The sequence below is a fragment of the Halosaccharopolyspora lacisalsi genome, assembly GCF_014137975.1.
Classification (GTDB): Bacteria; Actinomycetota; Actinomycetes; order Mycobacteriales; family Pseudonocardiaceae; genus Halosaccharopolyspora; species Halosaccharopolyspora lacisalsi.
Genome location: NZ_JACGWZ010000006.1, coordinates 247,913 through 267,544, shown reverse-complemented (window position 1 = coordinate 267,544; position 19,632 = coordinate 247,913). Strand labels below are relative to the sequence as shown.

The 19,632-nt window shown below is 69.3% G+C and carries 19 protein-coding genes; 11 read left to right on the top strand and 8 right to left on the bottom strand.

Going from position 1 to position 19,632, the window contains the following annotated elements; genetic code table 11:
- Positions 1-317 precede the first annotated feature (317 nt).
- Positions 318-686 (top strand): peptidase inhibitor family I36 protein, encoded by a 369-nt coding sequence (locus FHX42_RS20105; protein ID WP_328796474.1) that lies wholly within the window; start codon positions 318-320, stop codon positions 684-686.
- Positions 687-721: 35 nt separating this feature from the next.
- Here FHX42_RS20105 and FHX42_RS20100 read toward each other — a convergent pair whose 3' ends face one another.
- From FHX42_RS20100 to FHX42_RS20080, 5 genes are all read right to left on the bottom strand, one after another.
- Positions 722-1,813: a glycosyltransferase family 4 protein gene (locus FHX42_RS20100; RefSeq protein ID WP_182545979.1), complete on the bottom strand. Its 1,092-nt coding sequence runs from the start codon at positions 1,811-1,813 to the stop codon at positions 722-724.
- A 40-nt stretch (positions 1,814-1,853) separates the two neighbouring features.
- Positions 1,854-2,753 (bottom strand): alpha/beta fold hydrolase, encoded by a 900-nt coding sequence (locus FHX42_RS20095; protein ID WP_182545978.1) that lies wholly within the window; start codon positions 2,751-2,753, stop codon positions 1,854-1,856.
- Positions 2,754-2,771: 18 nt separating this feature from the next.
- Positions 2,772-3,938 (bottom strand): glycosyltransferase, encoded by a 1,167-nt coding sequence (locus FHX42_RS20090; protein ID WP_328796472.1) that lies wholly within the window; start codon positions 3,936-3,938, stop codon positions 2,772-2,774.
- 81 nt (positions 3,939-4,019) lie between these two features.
- Positions 4,020-4,946, bottom strand: a complete 927-nt coding sequence (locus tag FHX42_RS20085; protein ID WP_182545976.1) for a hypothetical protein — start codon at positions 4,944-4,946, stop codon at positions 4,020-4,022.
- A 571-nt stretch (positions 4,947-5,517) separates the two neighbouring features.
- Positions 5,518-6,309: a GH25 family lysozyme gene (locus FHX42_RS20080; protein WP_182545975.1), complete on the bottom strand. Its 792-nt coding sequence runs from the start codon at positions 6,307-6,309 to the stop codon at positions 5,518-5,520.
- Between the two features lie 250 nt (positions 6,310-6,559).
- Here FHX42_RS20080 and FHX42_RS20075 point away from each other — a divergent pair, with 250 nt between their 5' ends.
- The 8 genes from FHX42_RS20075 to FHX42_RS20040 all read left to right on the top strand — a co-directional run bounded on the left by FHX42_RS20075 (position 6,560) and on the right by FHX42_RS20040 (position 13,934).
- Positions 6,560-7,279: a DUF4232 domain-containing protein gene (locus FHX42_RS20075; protein ID WP_182545974.1), complete on the top strand. Its 720-nt coding sequence runs from the start codon at positions 6,560-6,562 to the stop codon at positions 7,277-7,279.
- A gap of 132 nt (positions 7,280-7,411) precedes the next feature.
- Complete coding sequence (locus FHX42_RS20070; RefSeq protein ID WP_182545973.1) at positions 7,412-8,215, top strand: alpha/beta hydrolase; 804 nt, start codon at positions 7,412-7,414, stop codon at positions 8,213-8,215.
- Positions 8,216-8,269: 54 nt separating this feature from the next.
- Complete coding sequence (locus FHX42_RS20065; protein WP_182545972.1) at positions 8,270-8,713, top strand: hypothetical protein; 444 nt, start codon at positions 8,270-8,272, stop codon at positions 8,711-8,713.
- 176 nt (positions 8,714-8,889) lie between these two features.
- Entirely contained in the window at positions 8,890-9,150 is a 261-nt protein-coding gene (locus FHX42_RS20060) for a hypothetical protein (protein WP_182545971.1), read from the top strand.
- A gap of 3 nt (positions 9,151-9,153) precedes the next feature.
- Positions 9,154-9,405 carry a hypothetical protein gene (locus FHX42_RS20055; protein WP_182545970.1) on the top strand — a complete coding sequence of 84 codons (252 nt, stop codon included), beginning with the start codon at positions 9,154-9,156 and terminating at the stop codon, positions 9,403-9,405.
- A gap of 133 nt (positions 9,406-9,538) precedes the next feature.
- The gene (locus FHX42_RS20050) at positions 9,539-12,391 is read left to right on the top strand and encodes an FtsK/SpoIIIE domain-containing protein (protein WP_182545969.1); all 2,853 of its coding nucleotides are present in this window, start codon (positions 9,539-9,541) and stop codon (positions 12,389-12,391) included.
- Positions 12,384-12,797: a hypothetical protein gene (locus tag FHX42_RS20045; protein ID WP_182545968.1), complete on the top strand. Its 414-nt coding sequence runs from the start codon at positions 12,384-12,386 to the stop codon at positions 12,795-12,797. Before FHX42_RS20050 ends, FHX42_RS20045 begins: the two co-directional genes overlap by 8 nt.
- A gap of 117 nt (positions 12,798-12,914) precedes the next feature.
- Complete coding sequence (locus tag FHX42_RS20040; RefSeq protein WP_182545967.1) at positions 12,915-13,934, top strand: NADP-dependent oxidoreductase; 1,020 nt, start codon at positions 12,915-12,917, stop codon at positions 13,932-13,934.
- A 69-nt stretch (positions 13,935-14,003) separates the two neighbouring features.
- Here FHX42_RS20040 and FHX42_RS20035 read toward each other — a convergent pair whose 3' ends face one another.
- The 3 genes from FHX42_RS20035 to FHX42_RS20025 all read right to left on the bottom strand — a co-directional run bounded on the left by FHX42_RS20035 (position 14,004) and on the right by FHX42_RS20025 (position 17,353).
- Positions 14,004-15,326: a PepSY-associated TM helix domain-containing protein gene (locus FHX42_RS20035; RefSeq protein WP_182545966.1), complete on the bottom strand. Its 1,323-nt coding sequence runs from the start codon at positions 15,324-15,326 to the stop codon at positions 14,004-14,006.
- A 213-nt stretch (positions 15,327-15,539) separates the two neighbouring features.
- A complete protein-coding gene (locus FHX42_RS20030) occupies positions 15,540-15,704 on the bottom strand; it encodes a hypothetical protein (protein ID WP_182545965.1) in 165 nt (54 codons plus the stop codon).
- Positions 15,701-17,353, bottom strand: coding sequence for an FAD-binding oxidoreductase (locus FHX42_RS20025; protein WP_182545964.1), 1,653 nt, complete (start codon positions 17,351-17,353; stop codon positions 15,701-15,703). Before FHX42_RS20025 ends, FHX42_RS20030 begins: the two co-directional genes overlap by 4 nt.
- A 16-nt stretch (positions 17,354-17,369) precedes the next feature.
- On the opposite strand from FHX42_RS20025, the gene FHX42_RS20020 reads away from it, so the two are divergent.
- Positions 17,370-18,017, top strand: coding sequence for a TetR/AcrR family transcriptional regulator (locus FHX42_RS20020; RefSeq protein WP_182545963.1), 648 nt, complete (start codon positions 17,370-17,372; stop codon positions 18,015-18,017).
- On the top strand, positions 18,014-19,624 hold the full coding sequence (locus FHX42_RS20015) for a glycerol-3-phosphate dehydrogenase/oxidase (RefSeq protein ID WP_182545962.1): 1,611 nt from the start codon (positions 18,014-18,016) through the stop codon (positions 19,622-19,624). The genes FHX42_RS20020 and FHX42_RS20015 overlap by 4 nt, the downstream gene beginning before the upstream one ends.
- Positions 19,625-19,632: the final 8 nt, after the last annotated feature.

The following is a 19,632-nucleotide window of genomic DNA, read 5'->3' as shown; positions in this document are numbered from 1 at the left end:
GTACCTACCAGTCGGTATCCGATTTCCTGTATACCGCACCGGGAGGAACCCCGACAGCCCCGAGTACGGGCATCGGTTCGGACACCGGGACGGGAACCGATGCCGCGCGGTTCCCAAAAACACTCGTTCGGGGTGAATCCGGGGAATGTCCTGGCACTCGGCTCGATGCGTCGCCAATCTTGACGGCGGCGGGAGTTCTCCGCCCACACACCGATTCCGCATCGAGAGGATTTCCCATGTCCACCTGTGCCTTCGTTACCGAATCGACACGCGAAAAGCGCCGGACCCGATCGTGGTGGAACGGAGGTCCGGAACGAGTGCGGCGACTGGTCACCGCCATCGTGCTCGCGCTCCCCACGATCCTGGTCAGCTCCGGAACCGTGCAGGCCGCCGAGCGCGCGTCGCCCCCACCACGGTGCGACGTGGGCGTTTTCTGCGCGTGGGAGCAGACCGATTACAAGGGCCAACCACACCGGTTCGACCTGCGCGGAACCAGCATGGAGGAATGCGTACCGCTGAACTCCGGATTCGAGGCGCGCTCGTTCGTCAACAGAATCGACCGCCCGGTCACGGTGTATCAGGACGCGCACTGCGCCACAGTCGCGGACTTCAGCACGTACCCGGGAGGAAGCCACGTACCACGAGCTCCCTACGTCGTCCGGGCCATCCAGATCTGGACGCACTGAGGAGGACGAGCGCCGCGTCGTGCGAAACGCGGCAGTCAGCGCACCAGCGAGCGCATCAATTCCAGCAGGCGCTGCGCTGAATGATGCCAGGTGAATCCGGACGCCTGCGCTCGAGCAGAAGTCACCAACGACGCGCGGGTGTCCGGATCCTCCAACCGGCGGACGGCATCGACGAAACCACCGGCGGAGTCCGGATCGACGAGCAATGCGTGACCACCGGTGACCTCCCGGAATATGTCCAGGTCGCTGCACACCACGGGTGTCGAAGCGTTCATCGCCTCGATGATCGGGAGACCGAATCCCTCGTCGCGAGATGCGGTGACGAGTGCCGCCGCGCCTGCGAGCAAATCCCGGTAATCCTCGTCACTGATTCCGCGCCAGAAAACGACATCGGCACCGGTCGGAAGGGATTCGAGTAGTTCAGCTTCTCGTGACGGATCGATTCGACTCAGCAGATGCAGTCTGTAGTCGGGAAGTTCGGCCATCGCCGCGATCAGCGTCTCGACGTTCTTGTAGGGCATGAAGGAACCCATGTACACCAAGTCACGCCGCTCGCCACGTGCACCACCGTCTTCCGCGTCTCCGGCATCGTCGGCCGTGGCGGCCTGTGCCGAGGGAGCGTTGTACACCACCGTGACGCCACGTCGGGTCAGCCTGTATTCGCCGATGAGGCGCTTCGTCGTCTCGCTGACCGTCACCACGGCGTCGGCCCTGTTGAGCAGCAGCCGCTGCGGCCAGTAGGCCCGGTGGTACAGCCGCCACACGAGTCGCACCGGCAGCGGCAGGAAACCGGGCGGTTGCCGATGCCGGTAGTAGATCAGGTCGTGCAGCGTCAGCACGAGTCGATAGCGACGTCCGAAACCACCGATGACCTGCATCGGACTGAACACGACATCGGCACCGAGACGATGCAGGGCGCGGGCGAGGAACAGCTCGCGCGGGGAGAGAGGGCTGTTCACCAGCACGTACGGCACCCCGGTGGGCAGCAACCGGAGCTGCTTTTCGTCGTGAATCAACATCGTCACCGGATGGAGGTGATGCAGTGCCTCGATCAGGTTCGCACCGTAGCGACTGATTCCGTCGTGAACGTCGGTACGCGTCCAGCGGGCGTCGACGAATACTCGCATGGTTCCTTCCGGCGGGTACGTGCTCACGGTCCGGGTCGATTCACACCCGTGACTCGCCGAGGAACCGGTGGATCGCACGGCCGGCGGTCACCGGAGTCTCGTAGTGCACCAAGTGCCCGACCTCGGGAATGACCACGAGTTCGGCATCGGAGAGCTGCTCCACGAGCCGGTGTTGGCCGTCGACGGGCGCGATGTCGTCAGCCGCTCCGGCGATCAACAACGTGGGCACGGTGAGTGCTGCGGCGTAGTCGGAAACCGTGTGGCTCACCGAGGCCTCGTAGGTCTCGTAGAGCAGCTGTGGACTGTGAAAACGACTGAAGTGGCGGAGGTGACTGTCGTGGACGAACCGACGCGTCCGGCTGTCCTTGCTGCGGACCATGGCCCGACTCACCGCCAGCACGATCGCCCTGTTGGACAGCAGGGCGTGCCCCAGCCGCGTGGGCAGCTTCCTGCCGAGCCGGTAGTACGCCGAGGTCAAGCGGGACAGTACCGCTCGTGGCCCCCGCAGCGCGGGTGTCGCGATGGGGTTGACCAGTACCAATCGACGCACCAGGTCCGGAGCCAGGGAGACGAGATGAGCCGCGACGAGGGAACCGAAGGAATGCCCCAGCAGTACCACGGGGCGTCGCCGAGCACCGAGCAGTTCCAACAACTCGATCATGATTCGCGCGTAACCGGCGACGTCGTGGACCGCGCCGGGCACGGGACCGGAAGCTCCGAACCCCGGCAGGTCCGGGACCACCACCCGGTCGGCGCCGCAGTGTTCGACGACGAGTTCCAGCCCGTGGTGCGTGCCGCGCAACCCGTGGATCATCACCACGAGCCGATCCCGCTCGGAGGGCCGCTCCCCGGCATCGGGGTTCGTGCCGTAGACCCAGTAATGCAGGTCACCGCCGCCGACACGCTCGACGTACTCGGTCGGTTCCCCCGTCGCCGTCATCCCGGTCACGTCCCCGACTCAGCTCGCGATGCCGCTGTGGAACTCGACCGGCCGGCCGCTGTCCGCGCTGTCGATCACCTCGGTGTAGAGCGACTCGAAACGCCCCAGCACCGCGTCGATGTCGTGCTGGGAGACCAGCTGCTCACCGGCCGCACCCATCCGGTCGATCGTGGAACGGTCCTCGACGACCTCGTCGATGGCCCTGGCCAGGGCATGCACGTCCCGAGGTGGGTAGAGCCAGCCGTTGTGACCGGGCTTGACCAGGTGCGGCAGCGCCATGGCGTTGGCCAGTACCACCGGGGTCCGGGCCGACATCGCCTCCATCGTGGCCAGGCTCTGCAGCTCGGCGACGCTGGGCATGCAGAACAGGTCCGCCCTGGCGTAGCAGTCGAGCAGCTCCTCGTCGTCGACGAGACCGGTGAAGTGGACCCGGTCGGCGATGCCGAGTTCGGCCGCCATGTGCTCGAAGTGTTCCCGCTGGCTGCCGTCACCGACGACTTCCAGCCGCGTCCGCGTCCGGGTACGCAGCAGCGACATCGCCTGCAGCAGGTCGTCGATGTGCTTTTCCTCGTCGACGCGGCCCACGAACAGCACGGTGCGCGTGTTCGGAGCGGGGTTGTACCTGCGGAAGGCGACGGCCCGACGCCGGTACCGGTCGACGTCGATCCCGCAGGAGATCGGCTCGGCGTTGTTGGCGAAACCGTTGTCCCGCAGCAGCTGCACGGCGCGGGGCGTCGGCGCCGTGACCATGTGTGCCTTGCCGTAGTACCGGACCAGGTGGCGCCACAGCGCGCGCGAGGCCACGGTCTGGAGGAACCCGGGAATCCGCAGGTACCCGAAGATGTTCTCGGGCATGAAGTGATTGGTCGCCACCAGGGGAATGCCCTGCCTCCTGGCCACGTTGATCAGGCCACGAGTGATGAAAAAGTGCGACTGCACGTGCACCACGTCCGGTTGGACCTCGGTCAGCAGTCGCTTCGCGGCGGCGGACGCGCGCCACGGTTCACTGATCCGGATCGTCGGGTGAAAAGGCGTGGCGAAGGAGCCCACGCGATGCACCGTGACGCCGTCCTCCACCACAGTGCTCGAACGCGTGTCGGTCGAGTGGCAGATCACGTGCACCTCGTGGCCCCGCGCCGCCAAACCCGTGGCCAGTCGGTGGCCGAAGTTCGCGGCACCGTTCACGTCGGGTGGGTAGGTAACAGCACCCACCACGATCCGGAGCGGCCGCCTGAGCAGCGGTTGCGAAGTCAACTGATACTCCCGTCAAGGACGATCCGTCGGACTCGATCCGGCCAGCTCGGCGCTGCCGGTCGCAGTGGAGCGCGCACGTCGATCCTGCGTCTCCGGGTGGTAACGAGCGAGGGCGAACACACCGGCGCAGGCGACGACGGCGCACAGGGACTCACCAGCGGCCGTCCAGACACCGACCTCGTCGGCCTCCCCCAGCAGGCCGATGCCCAGTCCCACCGCCACCATCGGGTCGATCACGGTCAAACACGCCACGACCAGGTCCGGGGGGCCGTGGGCGTAGGCCTGCTGCAACAGCCACCCGCCGACGAGCACGGCCACGCCGATGCCGATGAACGGGCGCAGGTCGATCGCGGCGAAATCCCAGCTGGTGACCTGCTGGGAAACCGCGCGCACCAACACCGAGACCAGCCCGTAGGCGACAGCGCAACCGGTGGCGAAAGCGATGCAGCGGATCTTTCCCTTGGTGAACAGGCCGACGAGTCCGAGCGCCAGCACGAACACCGTCACCAGTCGAATGGACGTGGCCGCCGCCTGGTCGCTGACCGTGGTCGCAGTCGCGGTACCCGCCGCGAGCAGGACGAACGCCATCACTCCGCCGGTGCTGGCCACGACACCGAGCACCGCCGTACGGTTCAGTCCGGCCGCACCGATGCCCCGCTGTCGCATGTTGAGCAGGACGGTGATCGGCAGTGCGAGCACCCCGATGGGTTGGACCACGCTCAGCGGCGCGAACCCGAGTGCGTAGGCGTGCAACAGTGCCCCGCCCCCCAGCGAAGCCAGCCCGAGCAACCAGCGGGCGTTGCGAACGAGTCGAAGTTGATCTCGAAATCCGAGACCGCGCTCACCGATGGCCGCGTGCACCGCATTGTGCTGCAGTCGCGCCCCGACCGCATATCCACATGCGGCGAAGACCACGAGAGCCACCGCGAACAGGGTCATCGCCAACCACCGTCAAAACCAACCGCGGCGCCCCACACAACGGTGTGTGCCCGTCCGGGGACGCCCCTGTCCGCCGGGCCCGGATCCGCCGAAGGACACGCGGACGAAGACGCCGTACCCCCGGGCCTCGTCCCTGCGGTCACCTTCTCCACCCCGAAATCCACACCGTCAATCTCGCCGCTGTCGCGCCCGGCCCACATCCGGGATAACACCCCCATTTTCCCTGAGGCCTTCCACACCCACTCCTGCCGGGCGAGCCGGACGGTCCCGACACTGCCACACGGGGAAGGCACGTTCGGCAGCCCGTGCCACTACGGTTGCACATGCTCACACGAGCACGGCCACTCCGAGGGGCTGTCTCGTGAAAACGCGCTCTCCTCGTGCTCACATCACCGGCCATCCCGGCCACGGTCCCGACAAGATACGAGCACACACGTTCACGACCGTAGAACAGACGTGTTGAAACGACTGTCAAAAACAGGTCGCACGAAGTCGCACGGAGGGGTGCCCCACGTCACCGGCAGGAACCAGAACGGGTTACGCCGGAGAAATCACACACTTCGTTCGCCGGTCAGCGCGGAATCCGCAGCACCTGTCCCACATAGATCAAATCGGGATCGGTGATGCCGTTGGCACGCGCTATCGCCCGCCAGGCCACCCCCAACCGAACTCCGAGCCCCGAAAGCGTGTCGCCTGGTTGAACCACATAGGTCTCCCCGGGTGGGGCGGGTGGTTTCGGCGACACCTCGTCACCACCGGTCAGCACCGTGAGCTCGACCAGCGCCACGTTGAGATCGACCGCACCCTCGATTCCCGGCACTCGCCCGTCCGAGGTGTGCTGGTGCAGCACCACCCGGTCCGTGTGGTAACCGGGCAGCCCCGGTTCCCTTCCGTGATGGGCGACCCACAGGAACACCTCCGGGTCGACCCAGCTGTCCGTGCCGAGCTTGTCGAGGAACCAGGACGTCGAGGCGTAGACCATGACCTCGCTGCGCCCCGTGTGCCCACGCAGGGCTGCGAGAAAGCCTTTCACCCATCCGGTGAGGTCGACCGCGTCGACCTCGATGTCCAGGCACGGCGGCAGGTTGCCGACGGCCCCCGCGCCGAGGCGTGCCAGCTGGGCGGCGAAGTGGGCCGCCTCCTGCTGCGGTGTGTTCGTGTCGGGCCGGGCGTAGTGGTACAGACCGGTGGCCATCCCGGCGCGGCGTGCCCCGGCGAGCTGACCGTCCAGCGCGGGACTGACGTAGCCGACTCCTTCCGTGGCCTTGATGCAGGCGAACGTGAAACCGGCGGCACGCACCGCGGACCAGTCCGGATCCCCCTGGTACCGCGCCACGTCGACGCCCCGAACCGCGATGGCCATCGCTGCCCCTCGACTGGACTGATCACGTGTCCCGTTCAAGATAGCGAATTCGGCAAAGGCCGCAGCCCGCCGTTCAGGGGCAGCTGTACCACCCGATAGGCGCAAACACCGCCACACGGGCGAACTTGCCGGGCATGTTTGCTCCCCCCTCCGCAGCGGGCAACCACGTGGGCCGCCACACGTCCCTGGAAATGAGAGCGCAAGACAGCAACCATCCCACCTCACGAGGTGGACACGGGAGGTGGCCAACATGATCCCACACCGGATGGAAACCGCGGGGTTACGCACGCTGCGCGTGTCGGGCGCACTGCTGGCGGGAGTACTGCTGGCCGGTTGCGCTCAGCAGGCGACCAACGCCGGTGACGACACGGCACCGGCCCGGCACGCCACGGCGACGGACTCCACGAGCTCGGCCCCGTCCTCGACCGGCACCGCGCCGACCTGGGCGGAAGCACCCGCGACCTCCTCGACGACGCCACGGGAGACGAGCACACCGACGAGTTCGAACACGGCGACGACACAGCCCTCGCAGCAGGACTCGCGGCAGCCGAGCACCGTCGGACGCTGCCACACCTCCATGCTCGAAGGCGGCCTCCAACAGGGCAGCCCGGGAGCCGGGCAGCGACACGCGCGGTTGTCCCTGCGCAACACCAGTGGTCAGGACTGCACGATCTACGGCTACAGCGGGCTGCGACTGATCGGCCAGCAGGGCGAGCCCCTGCCGACCGAGGTGAACCGCACCCCCGGGCAGGGGCCGGAGGTCGTACGCCTGGCGCCGGGCGAGGCGGCCACGGCAACCCTGCACTGGAGCGTCGTACCCACCGGTGACACGCCGTCCACCGGGCCGTGCGGCTACCAGCCCAGTCAGCTGATGGTGACCCCGCCGGACGAGACCAGTTCGCTGACCGTCGACTGGAACGGGGGCCGCATCTGCGGCGGAGGAGCCATCGACATCACCGCCTTCCGCTGAAGAGTGGGTACACGGGCCGGATCGCGCGGTGAGCCGGGCGACGAAATCTCGGACATCGCCCGACCACCGCTTTTCCGACAGGGATCCCCGACCGGTGTGGCCCCGCACGAATGATTGTGCTGTCGTGTGCGCATGATCGAACCAACCGCAACGACGGTCCCCGGTCGCCACGGGGAGCTGGCCGTCCAGACGTGGTCGGGGCGGGCCCCCGGATGGATAGCACTGATCGCGCACGGCCACGGCGAACATTCGGGCCGCTACCAGTGGGTCGCCGAACAACTCGTGGCCGCCCGGGCCGTGGTCTGCGCGCCGGACCACGTCGGGCACGGGCACTCACCCGGCGAACGAGTGCTGATCGAGGACGCCGAGGATTTCGTGGCCGACCTCGAATCGGTGCGCGAGCACATCACCAAGGAGTACCCCGACCTCCCGGTCGTGGTGATCGGGCACTCGCTGGGAGGCATGCTGGCGGTGCGCTACGCCCAGCACTACCAGCCGTACATGGCGGCACTGGTCCTGTCCGCACCGGTGCTGGGGACGTGGCACGTACTGGATCTGCTCGGCTGCGACGACATCCCGCACACCCCCATCGACCCGTCGAGCCTGTCCCGGGACCCGCGGGTCGGCCACGAGTACGCCGAGGACCCGCTGGTCTGGCACGGCCCCTTCAAGCGCACGACCCTGCTCGCCGTCGACAGCTGCCTGCGGGCCATCAACTCCGGCCCCGCGCTCCGCGTCCCCACCCTGTGGCTGCACGGTGAGGACGACGAGCTCGTCCCCGAAGCCGACACGCGAACCGGCATCAACCAGATACGCGGCACCGAGTTCCACGAACACATCTACCCGGGCGCGCGTCACGAGCTGTTCCTCGAAACCAACGCCGAGGGAGTGCTCAACGACGTCGTCACCTTCGTCGGGCGTGAACTGAACACCTGACGCGACCGGCGCCGGGCGACGTGTCGGGACGGGTGCGCAAGAATGGCTCCCGCGATGGCTGAAAAAACCGAGATCGAGCTGTTGATCACAGTCCTGGTCGCCGCCGAGGACGACCGCGGGGCCCGTGCCGCCTGCCTGGAACTGACGCGGTCCGTGGGCGGCCGGGTCGTGGAGTCCGGTGACTGCTCCGACGAGGAACCCGGCTGCTGGTCGGTCACCATCAGCCGGGGCGGCGGAACGGGTGGCTCCCACGTCGCCGCCGCCCTCGCGCGCTCCGTGCGCACCTTCATGCGCGAACTCGCCCCCGAGCACGCGTTGCCCCGGATCTCCTGCGCGCCACCGACGGCGTGGACCGTGCTGGAGGAGCCCGGACTGCTCGACTCACTGGTTTCCGGGGGCGAGCGAATCCTGGTCGAGGCGTGGTGGGGCGGCTCCGCGCTCACCGCGACGCCCGCTGCGTCGACCTCGGCCGACGACCCGAGGATCCCGCGCCCGTGAGCGGCCGCGAGGCACGAGTCCGGCAAGCCGATCCGGCGGCCGGGCGAGCGACATGATCAAATATGACGCAGCGAACACGGGGCACGACACCGAGCATTGACCTCCTTGTGAGCACACCACGACGGGGCGCTAACTTGTTCGGTACAGCACGGCGACGGAAGCGGAGTTCGGGACAAATGGCTGGCGTGGAAGAAGTTCGCGAGGGCATCGCCCTGTGCAACGAGAAGGCATCGGAGGGAATCGCCGCCCTGCAGCAGGCCGTTCACGTACTGGAGGAAGCTCAGCAGGCCCTGGCCACGGCCATCCAGGGCAGTGCCCAGGAGGAAATGCAGCAGGCTTACGGAATGCTCGCCGAGGTGACCCAGACCATCGGCGGAGCGCAGGGCACGATCAACGCCTGCATCTCCTCCACCGAGAGCTACGTGGGGCGGCTGTAGCCGATGTCCGCGCTGGAGGAACTTCTGCAAACCCTGCGGACGGTCGAGGACCACGTCGGCCAGGCGCAACGGCAGCTGACGCGGAGTCGTCGATCGTTGAACGAGGCCGAGGCCGCGCTGGTCCGGATCGACCCCGATCACCCCGAGACCGTCGTACCGCCGGGGTTCCGTCGCGCGGGGGACCAGATCGAGCAGTCGATCAGCACGCTCGACCGTGTGGCCGACACGATGCGTGATTACGCCACCCGTTTGTAGGGCATCGTGGCCTCGATCGTTTAAGCAAGAATACGACCGGCACCACGATCGACGAACACGTCACATTCTCCGCGAGAACACGTGTCGAGTGGTAATTTGATCACCGTCAGTGACGCGACTGCCGAGGTGAGGTGTGCGTAACAACGAGCGGCGCAGCGCCATCGAATCAGCTTTCGAACGCCTGAGCGCCAGCGCCGCCACGGCTCTCGGCGCGGCGAGCAACGAGGTCGCACGCGTACGGGCCGAACACGCGCACCGGGATTTCGCGATGCGCATCGCCGAGCAGGGTGTCTCGGCCGTGGCACACGATCACTCCCTAGTGGACGGTTCCGAGCAGGCCGCTTTCGGCGAAGCGCTCGAAGAAGCACTGCGCGAACGTCAGGACATCCACGCGGAGTGGACCGGGCAAGGTCCCCCGCGGCTGACCGAGCTCGTCGCGGAGGCGGCACCGGGTACGGCCTCGGAACCGTGGCAGGACTGGCTCGGCCGGGTCGGAACTGCCGCGGCGAACGAGGCGCCACCGCGGCTCTGGCGGATCGGCGAGGCCCACGTGCCGGAGTCCCCGGATCCGCGTCCCTTCCCGGCCGCCGTTCCCCTGCTGGACGAGTCCCATCTGCGCATCACCTCCACGGTGGACCGCAAGGGCCGCGACACGAAGGAAGCCGCCGAAGCGCTGGTGCAGAACCTGCTGATGCGGGTGCTCGGTTACTACCAGCCCGGCCTGGTCCGCGTCCACGTCTGGGACATCGCTCGGCTGACCGGAACGCTGCCGGGCCTGTATCCGCTCACCAAGGCCGGCCTGCTCACCGCGCACGACCCCACGCGGTTGGACGAGCTGCTGGAGGAGCTGTCCGAGCACATCCGCCGCATCCACACCTCGGCCCTGCTCGGCGGGCACACGTCGCTGCACTCGCTGGCCGCCGAGACCGGCCATCGCGGTGAACCGTGGCGCATCGCGGTGCTCTTCGGCGACGGGAAGGCGCTCAAGGACGAACAGCAGCAACGATTGCAGCGGGTCGCCCGCAACGGGCTGGCCTGCGGTATCCAGCTGATCGTCGTCGACCTGCCGATGACGGTCAACAGCCCGGTCGAGTCGGTGACGCTGACCGCTCCCGAGCAGGCGAGCGGCAGCATGACCGGACCACACGCGGTGATACGCCCGGACGAGACGATGGCCCGCGACCGGGTGACCCGGGCCTGTTCGGCCCTCTCCGACGAGTTCCTCGCACAGCGCGCGCGGGTACGCACCTTCGACGACCTGCTCCCCGAGCAGCTGTGGTCCCACCACTCGACCTCGGGGCTGCAGGCGCCGGTCGGCTTCCACGAGGGCGAGGGAGTCTGGGTCACGCTCGGCGACTCCAGTCCGCACATGCTCATCGGCGGACCCAGCGGCTCGGGCAAGACGAACTTCCTCTACGCCCTGCTGGGCAGTCTGGCGGCCCGCTACGGCCCCGACGAACTGGAGTTCCACCTGCTGGACTTCAAGGAAGGTGTCTCGTTCGCCCAGTTCACCCCGGGACGGCGAGACCCGAGCTGGCTGCCGCACGCTCAGCTCGTCGGGGTCAACGTCAACACGGACCGCGAGTTCGGCCTGGCACTGCTGCGGTTCCTGTCCACGGAGATGCGTCGCCGCGCGGACGCGGCCAAGGCCCACGAGGTCACCAAGCTGGAGGAACTGCGCTCCGAGGACCCCAATGGCCGGTGGCCCCGGATCGTGGCCGTGATCGACGAGTTCCAGTACCTGTTCGCCGAACGCGACGCGGTCTCGGCCCAAGCCGTCACGCTGCTGGAGGACGTCGCGCGACGCGGCCGTTCCCAGGGCATCCACCTGGTGCTGGCCAGCCAGGACGTCTCCGGGATCGAGGCCTTCTGGGGCAAACCCGCCATCTTCGAGCAGTTCATCCTGCGGGTAGCGCTGCCCAAGGCACGGCGTGTCCTGGTCGACGCCAACCAGGCCGCGCTGGAACTCCCCCGCTGGCACGCGGTCGTCAACCACGACTCCGGAGTCAAGCACGGCAACGAGCTCGCGCGGATTCCGAACGCGACCACCAAGGACACTTTCGACGCGCTGCAACAACGCCTGTGGCAGCGCCGCGAGCAGCGTCACCACCCGCCCCGGCTGTTCGACGGCTCGCACCTGCCCGCCCTGTCCTCGCTGGAGGACTTCCGCAACCTCGGCGGCACGCCCACCCCGAGGGCGTTGTTGGGGCAGGTGATCGACGTGGAGGGCACCGCAGCCGCGGTCGAACTCCCCCGCTCGCCCGGGCGCAACATCGCGGTGCTCGGCTCGGTGCTGCGGGACGCCGCCAGCGTGCTGGGGGCTTCGGCCCTGTCCCTGGCCCGTCAGCACCCTCCCGGTCGGATCAGGTTCACCGTGGCCGGTCTGGTCGATGAAGCCCAGGGGGAGGTGCACGCGGTGGTCGACACGTTGCGGCGAGGAGGGCACCACGTGGACCTCGTCGATCTGGACGGCGTCGAGTCCGCCGTGACCGGCCTGGCCGGGCTCGTCGACGAGCGCACCGAGGGTTCGACGGCCCCGGAGGCCCCGGTCATGCACTGCCTGGTGCTCTACGCCGCCGACGCGGCGCACACGTTGTTGGAGCGCAAGGACCCGGAGACGCGCGTGAGCGGCCAGGACAAGCTCCGCAAGATCCTCAAGCAGGGTCCGGAGCTCAGGATCCACGCGGTCGGTTGGTGGCGCAGCACCCAGCGGCTGAAGAACACCCTCGGAGTGGGGCCGGTCGACGACATCGGCGCCTGGGTCGCCTTCGACGTGCACGGCCAGGAGCTGTCCGCCCTCGCGGCCGGTCAGGTCGTGAACTGGTCCCCGCGGGCACGCCGGGGACTGTTCTTCGACCGTTCGATCCACTCCCGTCCGGAGGTGGTCCTGCCGTTCGACCTCACCGACGCCACTGACCCCGCCGACGGGGTGCCGCGCCCGCGCGGTTCCGACGACCAACCCGTGTGGGAGGAAGCCGGTGAGTGAGCCTTCGGCGGGCGGGCCGGAACGGGCCGCCGCGCACTACAAGGAGATCACCTCGGTCGCCACCGAAGCCGTGGACCGAACGCACGAGCACGAGCGGAAGAAGGCCGCGGGGCTGGAGGACGAGGTCGCCGCCGGTCAGGATCGGATCGAGACGGCGCAGCAGCGGGAGAACGAGGTCGCCGAGGGAGTCCGACTGCGGTGGGACGGTGCCCTGGAAGCGCTCTGGAACGAACGCTGGTTGCGGGTCACCAGGATGCCCAAACCCGATCCCGACGCCGCGCCCGCCCCGGCGGAGGAGTCCCTCCGCGCCGTTCAGGTCGCCTACCTGGCGCTCCGCAACGCCCTCGACAGGCCCCGCTGGTCGGCGAGTTCCCTGCTGCCCAAGTCCCGCCGACGCGGCGGCTGAACCGGCGGGCGGCACGACCCGACTCCAGGACCGACTGGTCGGTATGATGCGGTCGCACCATCGACGCATCGCGGGTAGAATTGCGGTACTACCTAGTTTCGTATTTGGAGGTTCACGGTGACGGACCAGGCAGTTCCCGATCAGGCCCTGGAAGTACGGCTGGCCTCCCGCCCGCGGGGATGGCCCACCCGGGAGAACTTCGACGTCGTCGAAGCCCCGGTCAGCGAGCCGGGCGAGGGCCAGGTCCTGGTGCGCAACAAGATCATGAGTGTCGATCCGGCCATGCGCGGCAGGATGAACGACGCGAAGTCCTACGTCCCTCCCTTCGAGATCGGCAAGCCGTTGTCCGGCGGGGCCGTCGGTGAGGTCGTTGCCTCGAACTCGCAGCAGTTCTCCGTCGGTCAGACCGTGCTGCACCAGCTCGGCTGGCGCGAGTACGCCACGGTCGGCGAGTCGCACGCCGTCGCCGTGTCCCCCGAAACCGCTCCGCTCGGCGCCTACCTCGGCGTCCTGGGCATGCCGGGTCTGACGGCCTACGTCGGGCTGTTCGACATCGCGAACTTCCGGGAGGGCGACACGGTGTTCGTATCCGGCGCCGCGGGGGCCGTCGGCTCCGTGGTGGGCCAGCTGGCCAAGCTGCACGGTGCCGCGCGGGTGGTCGGCAGCGCCGGGTCGGCCGAGAAGGTCCGCTACGTCACCGAGGAACTGGGCTTCGACGCCGCGTTCAACTACAAGGACGCCCCGGTGCACCAGCAGCTGAAGTCGGTCGCCCCGGACGGGATCGACGTCTACTTCGACAACGTCGGCGGGGACCACCTCGAGGCGGCGATCGGTTCGCTCAACGACTTCGGACGCATCGCCGCGTGCGGTGCGGTGTCGACGTACAACGCGAGCGAGCCGCAGCCGGGACCGCGCAACATGTTCCAGTTCGTCACCAAGCGACTGACCATGCGCGGGTTCATCGTGATCGACCACGGCGAGCGCAGGCACCAGTTCTTCGAGGAGGTCGGTCCACTGGTGCGCGAGAACAAACTGCGCTACGACGAGACCACCGTGGACGGGCTGCGCAACGCCCCGGACGCCTTCCTCGGCATGCTGCAGGGCGAGAACAAGGGCAAGATGCTCGTCAACCTGTGAACACCGCCGTGAGTCTTTTGGGCGTCGGGCAGCCGCTACCCGAGTAGCCGCTACGGCGTCCCAGAAGGCTCACGGGTTCGCTCCCCACCGCGCGCGGGTGAGTCGTTCGACGACCAGGTAGACCAGGAACGACGCTCCGAGCAGCGGCAGCAGCACCATCAGCAGCCCGAATCCGATCAGCAGCGGCACGGGCACGGTCCGCAGCAACGGTCCCGCCCTGGGCGGCGCACCGAGCTTGCCCACCGGGCGGCGCCGCCACCACATGCGATACCCGGCCACGATCAGCACGATCAGCGCCAGTGCCAGCGCGGTGAGCAGGACCTGGTTGACCGTGCCGAACAGCTGGGCCTGGTGGAAATCGATGCCCAGCGCGGTGGCCTTGGCCAGCAACGGGTGATCGTCCCAGCCGATCCGGTCGACGACCCGACCCGTGCCGGGGTCGACGGCCACGGTCGTGGTCTCGATCGGCCAGGTGTTGTCGATGGTGGACGCGGTCCAGGCCCGGCCCGGTTCGCCCAGGGGCTCGATCTCCAGCGGAGCTCGCAGTCCGGCGGCTCGGGCGGAGCTCAGCACCTCGTCGACACCGGCGTTCGCCGCGCCGGACGGCCCGTCCAGCTCCCGCGACACCGACGGCGTCTCGGCCGACAGGCTCGTCTTCAGGGCGTCCACCCAAGCACCGGCGTAGTTCGTCCAGGTCAGTCCGGTACCGACCATGACGAGCAGCAGCGCGGAAGTTCCCGCTCCGACCAGGGTGTGCACCTGGCGCCACCGCCCGCGCCCCCGCGAGCGCCACGGCATCCGCAACGCCCGGCGCCGGGCGCGCCCGCGCGGCCACCACAGGTACAGACCCGTCAACAGCGACACGACCACCCAGATCGCCGCCAACTCGGTGATCGGTTCGGCCGTCGGACCGAGCAGCCAATTGGAGTGCAGGTTGCGCAGCCACTCCGACGGCCGCCGCGTCTCCACGATGCGCCCGGTGACCCGCGCCGAGGCGGGATCGACGTAGACGGTCACCGTCCCCGGTGCCGGAGCGGAGGCGGTGGAGACCGCATCCGGCGGTGTCAGCGTCACTCCCGTGGTGGCTCCGTCGTGAGCGGGCGGTGCGACGGCCCGCACGGTCCACGCGGGATGCCGCTGGTGAGCGGCTTCCACCTGCTCGGAGAGCGGTCGCGCCGGTCCCTCGGCCACCGCGGTGAGCGCGTGGGCGTACAGGGCGGACTCGATCTGCGGATTCCAGGCGAACAGGATCCCGGTGACCGCCAGCGAGAGCACGATCGGCGCCACCAGTAGGCCGGCGAAGAAGTGCAGCCGCCAGAGCAGCGGGCGCAGCGGCCCCCGGCGGTCAACGGACCCTTCGCCCTCCGTGGTGGTGGATTCTTCGACGCTCACCGGTCACCACTCCCCGAACTCGACACGATCAGGTAGTCGTCGACGAGCCGGAGCCGGTTCCCGGTGAGTCTTTCGGGCCGAGCAGGCGCCCCGGAGGGGTCACGACTTCGAATCCGCCGTCGGGACGGGACAGCGCACAGTATCGGCTTGAGCGAGCAGCCCCCTGTCCCGGGTGGTCAGCGGCGCGTCGAGGTAGCTCGACGACGGCGGTGCTCACCCGTGACCGTTCGCCCGGTCCTCGTCCCGCGCGTCACGTTCGTCGCGGTCGGCCCTGATGACCTCCGCGGGATCGACATCGATGACCGGATCACCACCGAGAACCTCGTCGAGCCGCCGGAGCGACTTCCGTCGGCGAGTCGTGGCCGTTTCCCCGATCACGGGATCAGCTTGCCGGGATTGAGGACGCCGGTGGGGTCGACGGTCCTCTTGACCGCCGCGAGGACCTCGACGCCGAGGCCACCGATCTCCTCCCGCAGCCAGGGCCGGTGGTCGGTGCCCACGGCGTGGTGGTGGGTGATCGTGCCGCGTCCCGTCGCGTGCTCCGAGTCGGCGATCGCCTCGGTGGCCGCCCGCTTCGCGCGGTCCCACTGCCCGAGCGGGTCCTGGCCGTCCCGGAGCCCCATGACCGTGAAGTACAGCGACGCCCCGGTCTCGTAGGCGTGCGAGATGTGGCACATCACGACAGGGCGCCTGCCGTCGACCTCCAGGTTGCGCAGCAGGGCCGCCCGCACCGAGGAGCGCAACTCGCTGATACCGGACCAGTACGTGGCGGTCTCCAACGTCTCCACGCACGCCCCGAGGTCCAGCAGCGTGTCCCGTTGACGCGGCCCCGAGAACCTGTTGTCCCGCCAGGACTCGCCCACCCTGCGCCCGAGCCCGACCGAGCGGAACCTCCGCAGCGCGCGGAATGTCCGCTCGCGGCGCTCGTCGAGCTCCTGCCGGGTGGCGGCGTGCCAGCCCAGGACGAGCAGGCAGGGCTCGGCGATCCTCCTGGTCCGAAGAAGTGTTCGCAGCGCACGGGACTTCGCCGCTCCGGAGAGCTCGAACTGGACCTCGCTCTCGTCCTCGTCGGACAGGCGCGTCACGTCGGCGAGCGCGCGCGACTGCGCCAGCGCCCGCACGGCTTCGGCTCCTGCCTGCCAACCGTCGAGCACCACCGCCTCGTAGCGGGTCTCCACCGGTACGGGACGCACCCGCACGGCGACTTCGGTGATCACGCCCAGCGTTCCCTCGCTGCCGATGGCGAGCTGCCTCAGGTCCGGTCCCGCCGCCGAGGCCGGCGCGGTACCGAGCCGCCACTCCCCCGCCGGAGTCGCCAGCCGCACCCCTTCGACCATGCTCTCGAAGCGCCCGTAGCCCGAGGAGGCCTGACCGGCCGAACGAGTCGCGGCGAAGCCGCCGATGGTGGCGCGTTCGAAGGACTGCGGGAAGTGACCGAGGGTGAAACCGTGCGCGGCCAGCAACTCCTCCGCTTCCGGTGCCCGCGTCCCCGCCTGGAGAACGGCCACGTGCGCGACGGGATCCACCGAGATCAGCCGGCTCAGCCGGGCGAGATCGAGCACGAGCACCGCCACCTTGTCACCGCGCAGGGCACCGACCCCACCGACGACCGAGGTGCCCCCGCCGAAGGCGACCACCGCGAGGTCGTGGCGGACGCACAGCTCCAGCACCAACTGGACCTGCTCGGGATCGGCCGGAACCGCGACGCCGTCGGGCACGGCCACGTCGTGACCACCTCGGCGGCGAATCAGGTCGCTGTAGGACATGCCGCCCGCGCGCCCGAGACGTTGGGCGGGCTCGGTCAGCACGTGCTCCTGCCCGAGCAGCTCCACGAGGTCGGCACGGGCGGCGGAGGGCAGTGCGCTCTCCGGCACGTCGACCAGCGACGACGGCACGGCCGGGGTGGTCTCCGCTCCGATGCCGGTGCGCTGACGAAGCCAGCGCACCGCGTGCGCCGACAGCCGTGCCGATCCGGCTCCGGACTGTGTCCAGCTTCCTCGCAAGGTGTGGTCGATCGAGTCGCTCACCAGTACAGTGTTACACATGACGTCCCAGCGTCACAGCACCTGCGAGCGGTCGGTCCGTCGCTCGGCCGGCAGAGTCTCCGATGCCGTGCTGCTGCACGCGGCCCGGGAGAGCGTGCTGGCCAACGGCGTACGCCGGAGCACGTTGACCGACATAGCACGCAGGGCCGACGTCAGCCGGATGACGCTGTACCGGCGCTTCCCCGACATGCGCAGCGTGGTCACGACGCTGATGGGCGAGGAGTTCGCCGGCATCCTGCGGAAGGCCCGTGCGGCGGAGGGCCGCGGCACGGCGCGGCAACGCCTGGTCGCCGTCACCCTGGAGGCCGTCCGGTCGCTGCGCTCGGACCCGTTGCTGCTGCGGGTGCTGGACACCGACGCCGAGATGCTGCTGCCCTACCTGGTCCAGCGGCTCGGAAGCACCCAGTTGGCCGCCGAGCGCTTCGTCCGCGAGTACCTGCACGAGGGTCACGCCGACGGCTCGATCCGGCACGGTGACCCGGACACCCAGACCAGGGTGCTCGTGCTGACGGCGCAGTCGTTCGTCCTCTCCTCCCGTCCCGCGAGTACCGATGTGAGTCCGGAAGACCTGGTCGACGAACTCGCCCGGCACCTCGACGCCGCGTTGCGGCCCGCCGGGTTCCCCGACGCCGAGGAGGACCGATGAACGCCACTCCGCTTCCCGCGGGCTCACTGCGCGCGACCTCGCTCAACGCCGCGCGGCGGGACGACGAGCTGACCGAGCTCGGTGACGGCCGGTGGCTGGACGTGCTCGTCGTGGGCGGGGGCGTCACCGGTGCGGGAGCGGCCCTCGACGCCGCGGCGCGCGGGTTGTCGGTGGCGCTGATCGAGTCCGAGGACCTCGCCTGGGGAACGTCGCGCTGGTCGAGCAAACTGGTCCACGGAGGGCTGCGCTACCTCGCGCACGGCGAGCTCGGGCTGGCCCGGGAGAGCGCGGTCGAGCGCGGGGCGCTGATGAGCCACACCGCTCCCCACCTGGTGCGGACGCTGCCGCAGCTGATCCCCCTGCACGGCGAGACGTCCCGGCGCTCGGAGATGGTGATGGCCGGTGGGCTGCACGCGGGCGACGCGCTGCGGCGCGGTGCGCGCACCTCGTCGAAGCTGCTACCCCCACCACGTCACGTCCCCGCCGCGGAGGCGACGGCCCTGGTTCCCGGCCTGCGCGAGGAAGGGCTGCGTGGTGGACTGCTGAGCTTCGACGGTCAGCTCGTCGACGACGCGCGCCTGGTGGTCGCCCTGGCGCGCACCGCGGCCGGCTTCGGAGCCCGGATCCTCACCCGGGTACGGGCGAACACGCTGGATCGCTCCGGAGCCGAGGTGACCGACCGCCGCACCGGCGAGTCACTGCGCGTCCACGCGCGGTCGGTGGTCAACGCGACCGGGGTGTGGGCCGGTGAACTGGTGCCCCAGGTCCGGCTGCGTCCGTCGCGCGGCTCCCACCTGGTCCTCGACGCCGAAGCCACGGGGCTGTCCTCGACGGCCCTCGTCGCACCGCTGCCGGAGCGCTCCGGCCGGTTCCTGCTGTGCCTGCCGCAACCCGACGGGCGCGTCTACATCGGACTGACCGACGAACCCGTGGACGGTCCCGTTCCCTCTGTCCCCGAGGTCCCCGAATCCGATGTGGACTTCCTCCTGGAGGCGGCTAGCGGGGTGCTGGGACGACGGCTGGGACGGGAACACGTGCTGGGCTCCTTCGCCGGTATGCGGCCACTGCTGGAGACGCCGCCCCGTTCGGGAGGCAGGCTCGCCGCGGCGCTGTCCCGCTCCGGCACCGCCGACCTCTCCCGCAAGCACGCGGTGCTGACCTCGGACGACGGCGTGATCACCGTCGTCGGCGGCAAGCTCACTACCTACCGCAGGATGGCCGCCGAGGGCGTGGACACCGCGATCCGGACCGCCGGACTGTCCGCGGGACCCTCCCGCACCACCTCCGTACCGCTGGTGGGCGCGGCCGACCGCACCCGACTGGAGCAGGTCGAGGCGGACCGACGACTGATCACCCGCTACGGCACGGAGGCGGGCCGGGTGCACGCGCTGGCCGAACTCGACCCGAGCCTGGAGGAACGAGTCGTGCCCTCGCAGCCGCTGACGGCGGCCGAGGTGCTGTGGGCCGTGCGCCACGAGGCGGCACTGGACACCGACGACGTCCTCGATCGCCGTACCCGCATCGGCCTGACACCGGCGGAGCGGGCGGCGGCTCTCCCCACCGTGGCCGACATCGTCGAACGTGCCCTGCACGGGGTCACGACCTGACGATCCCG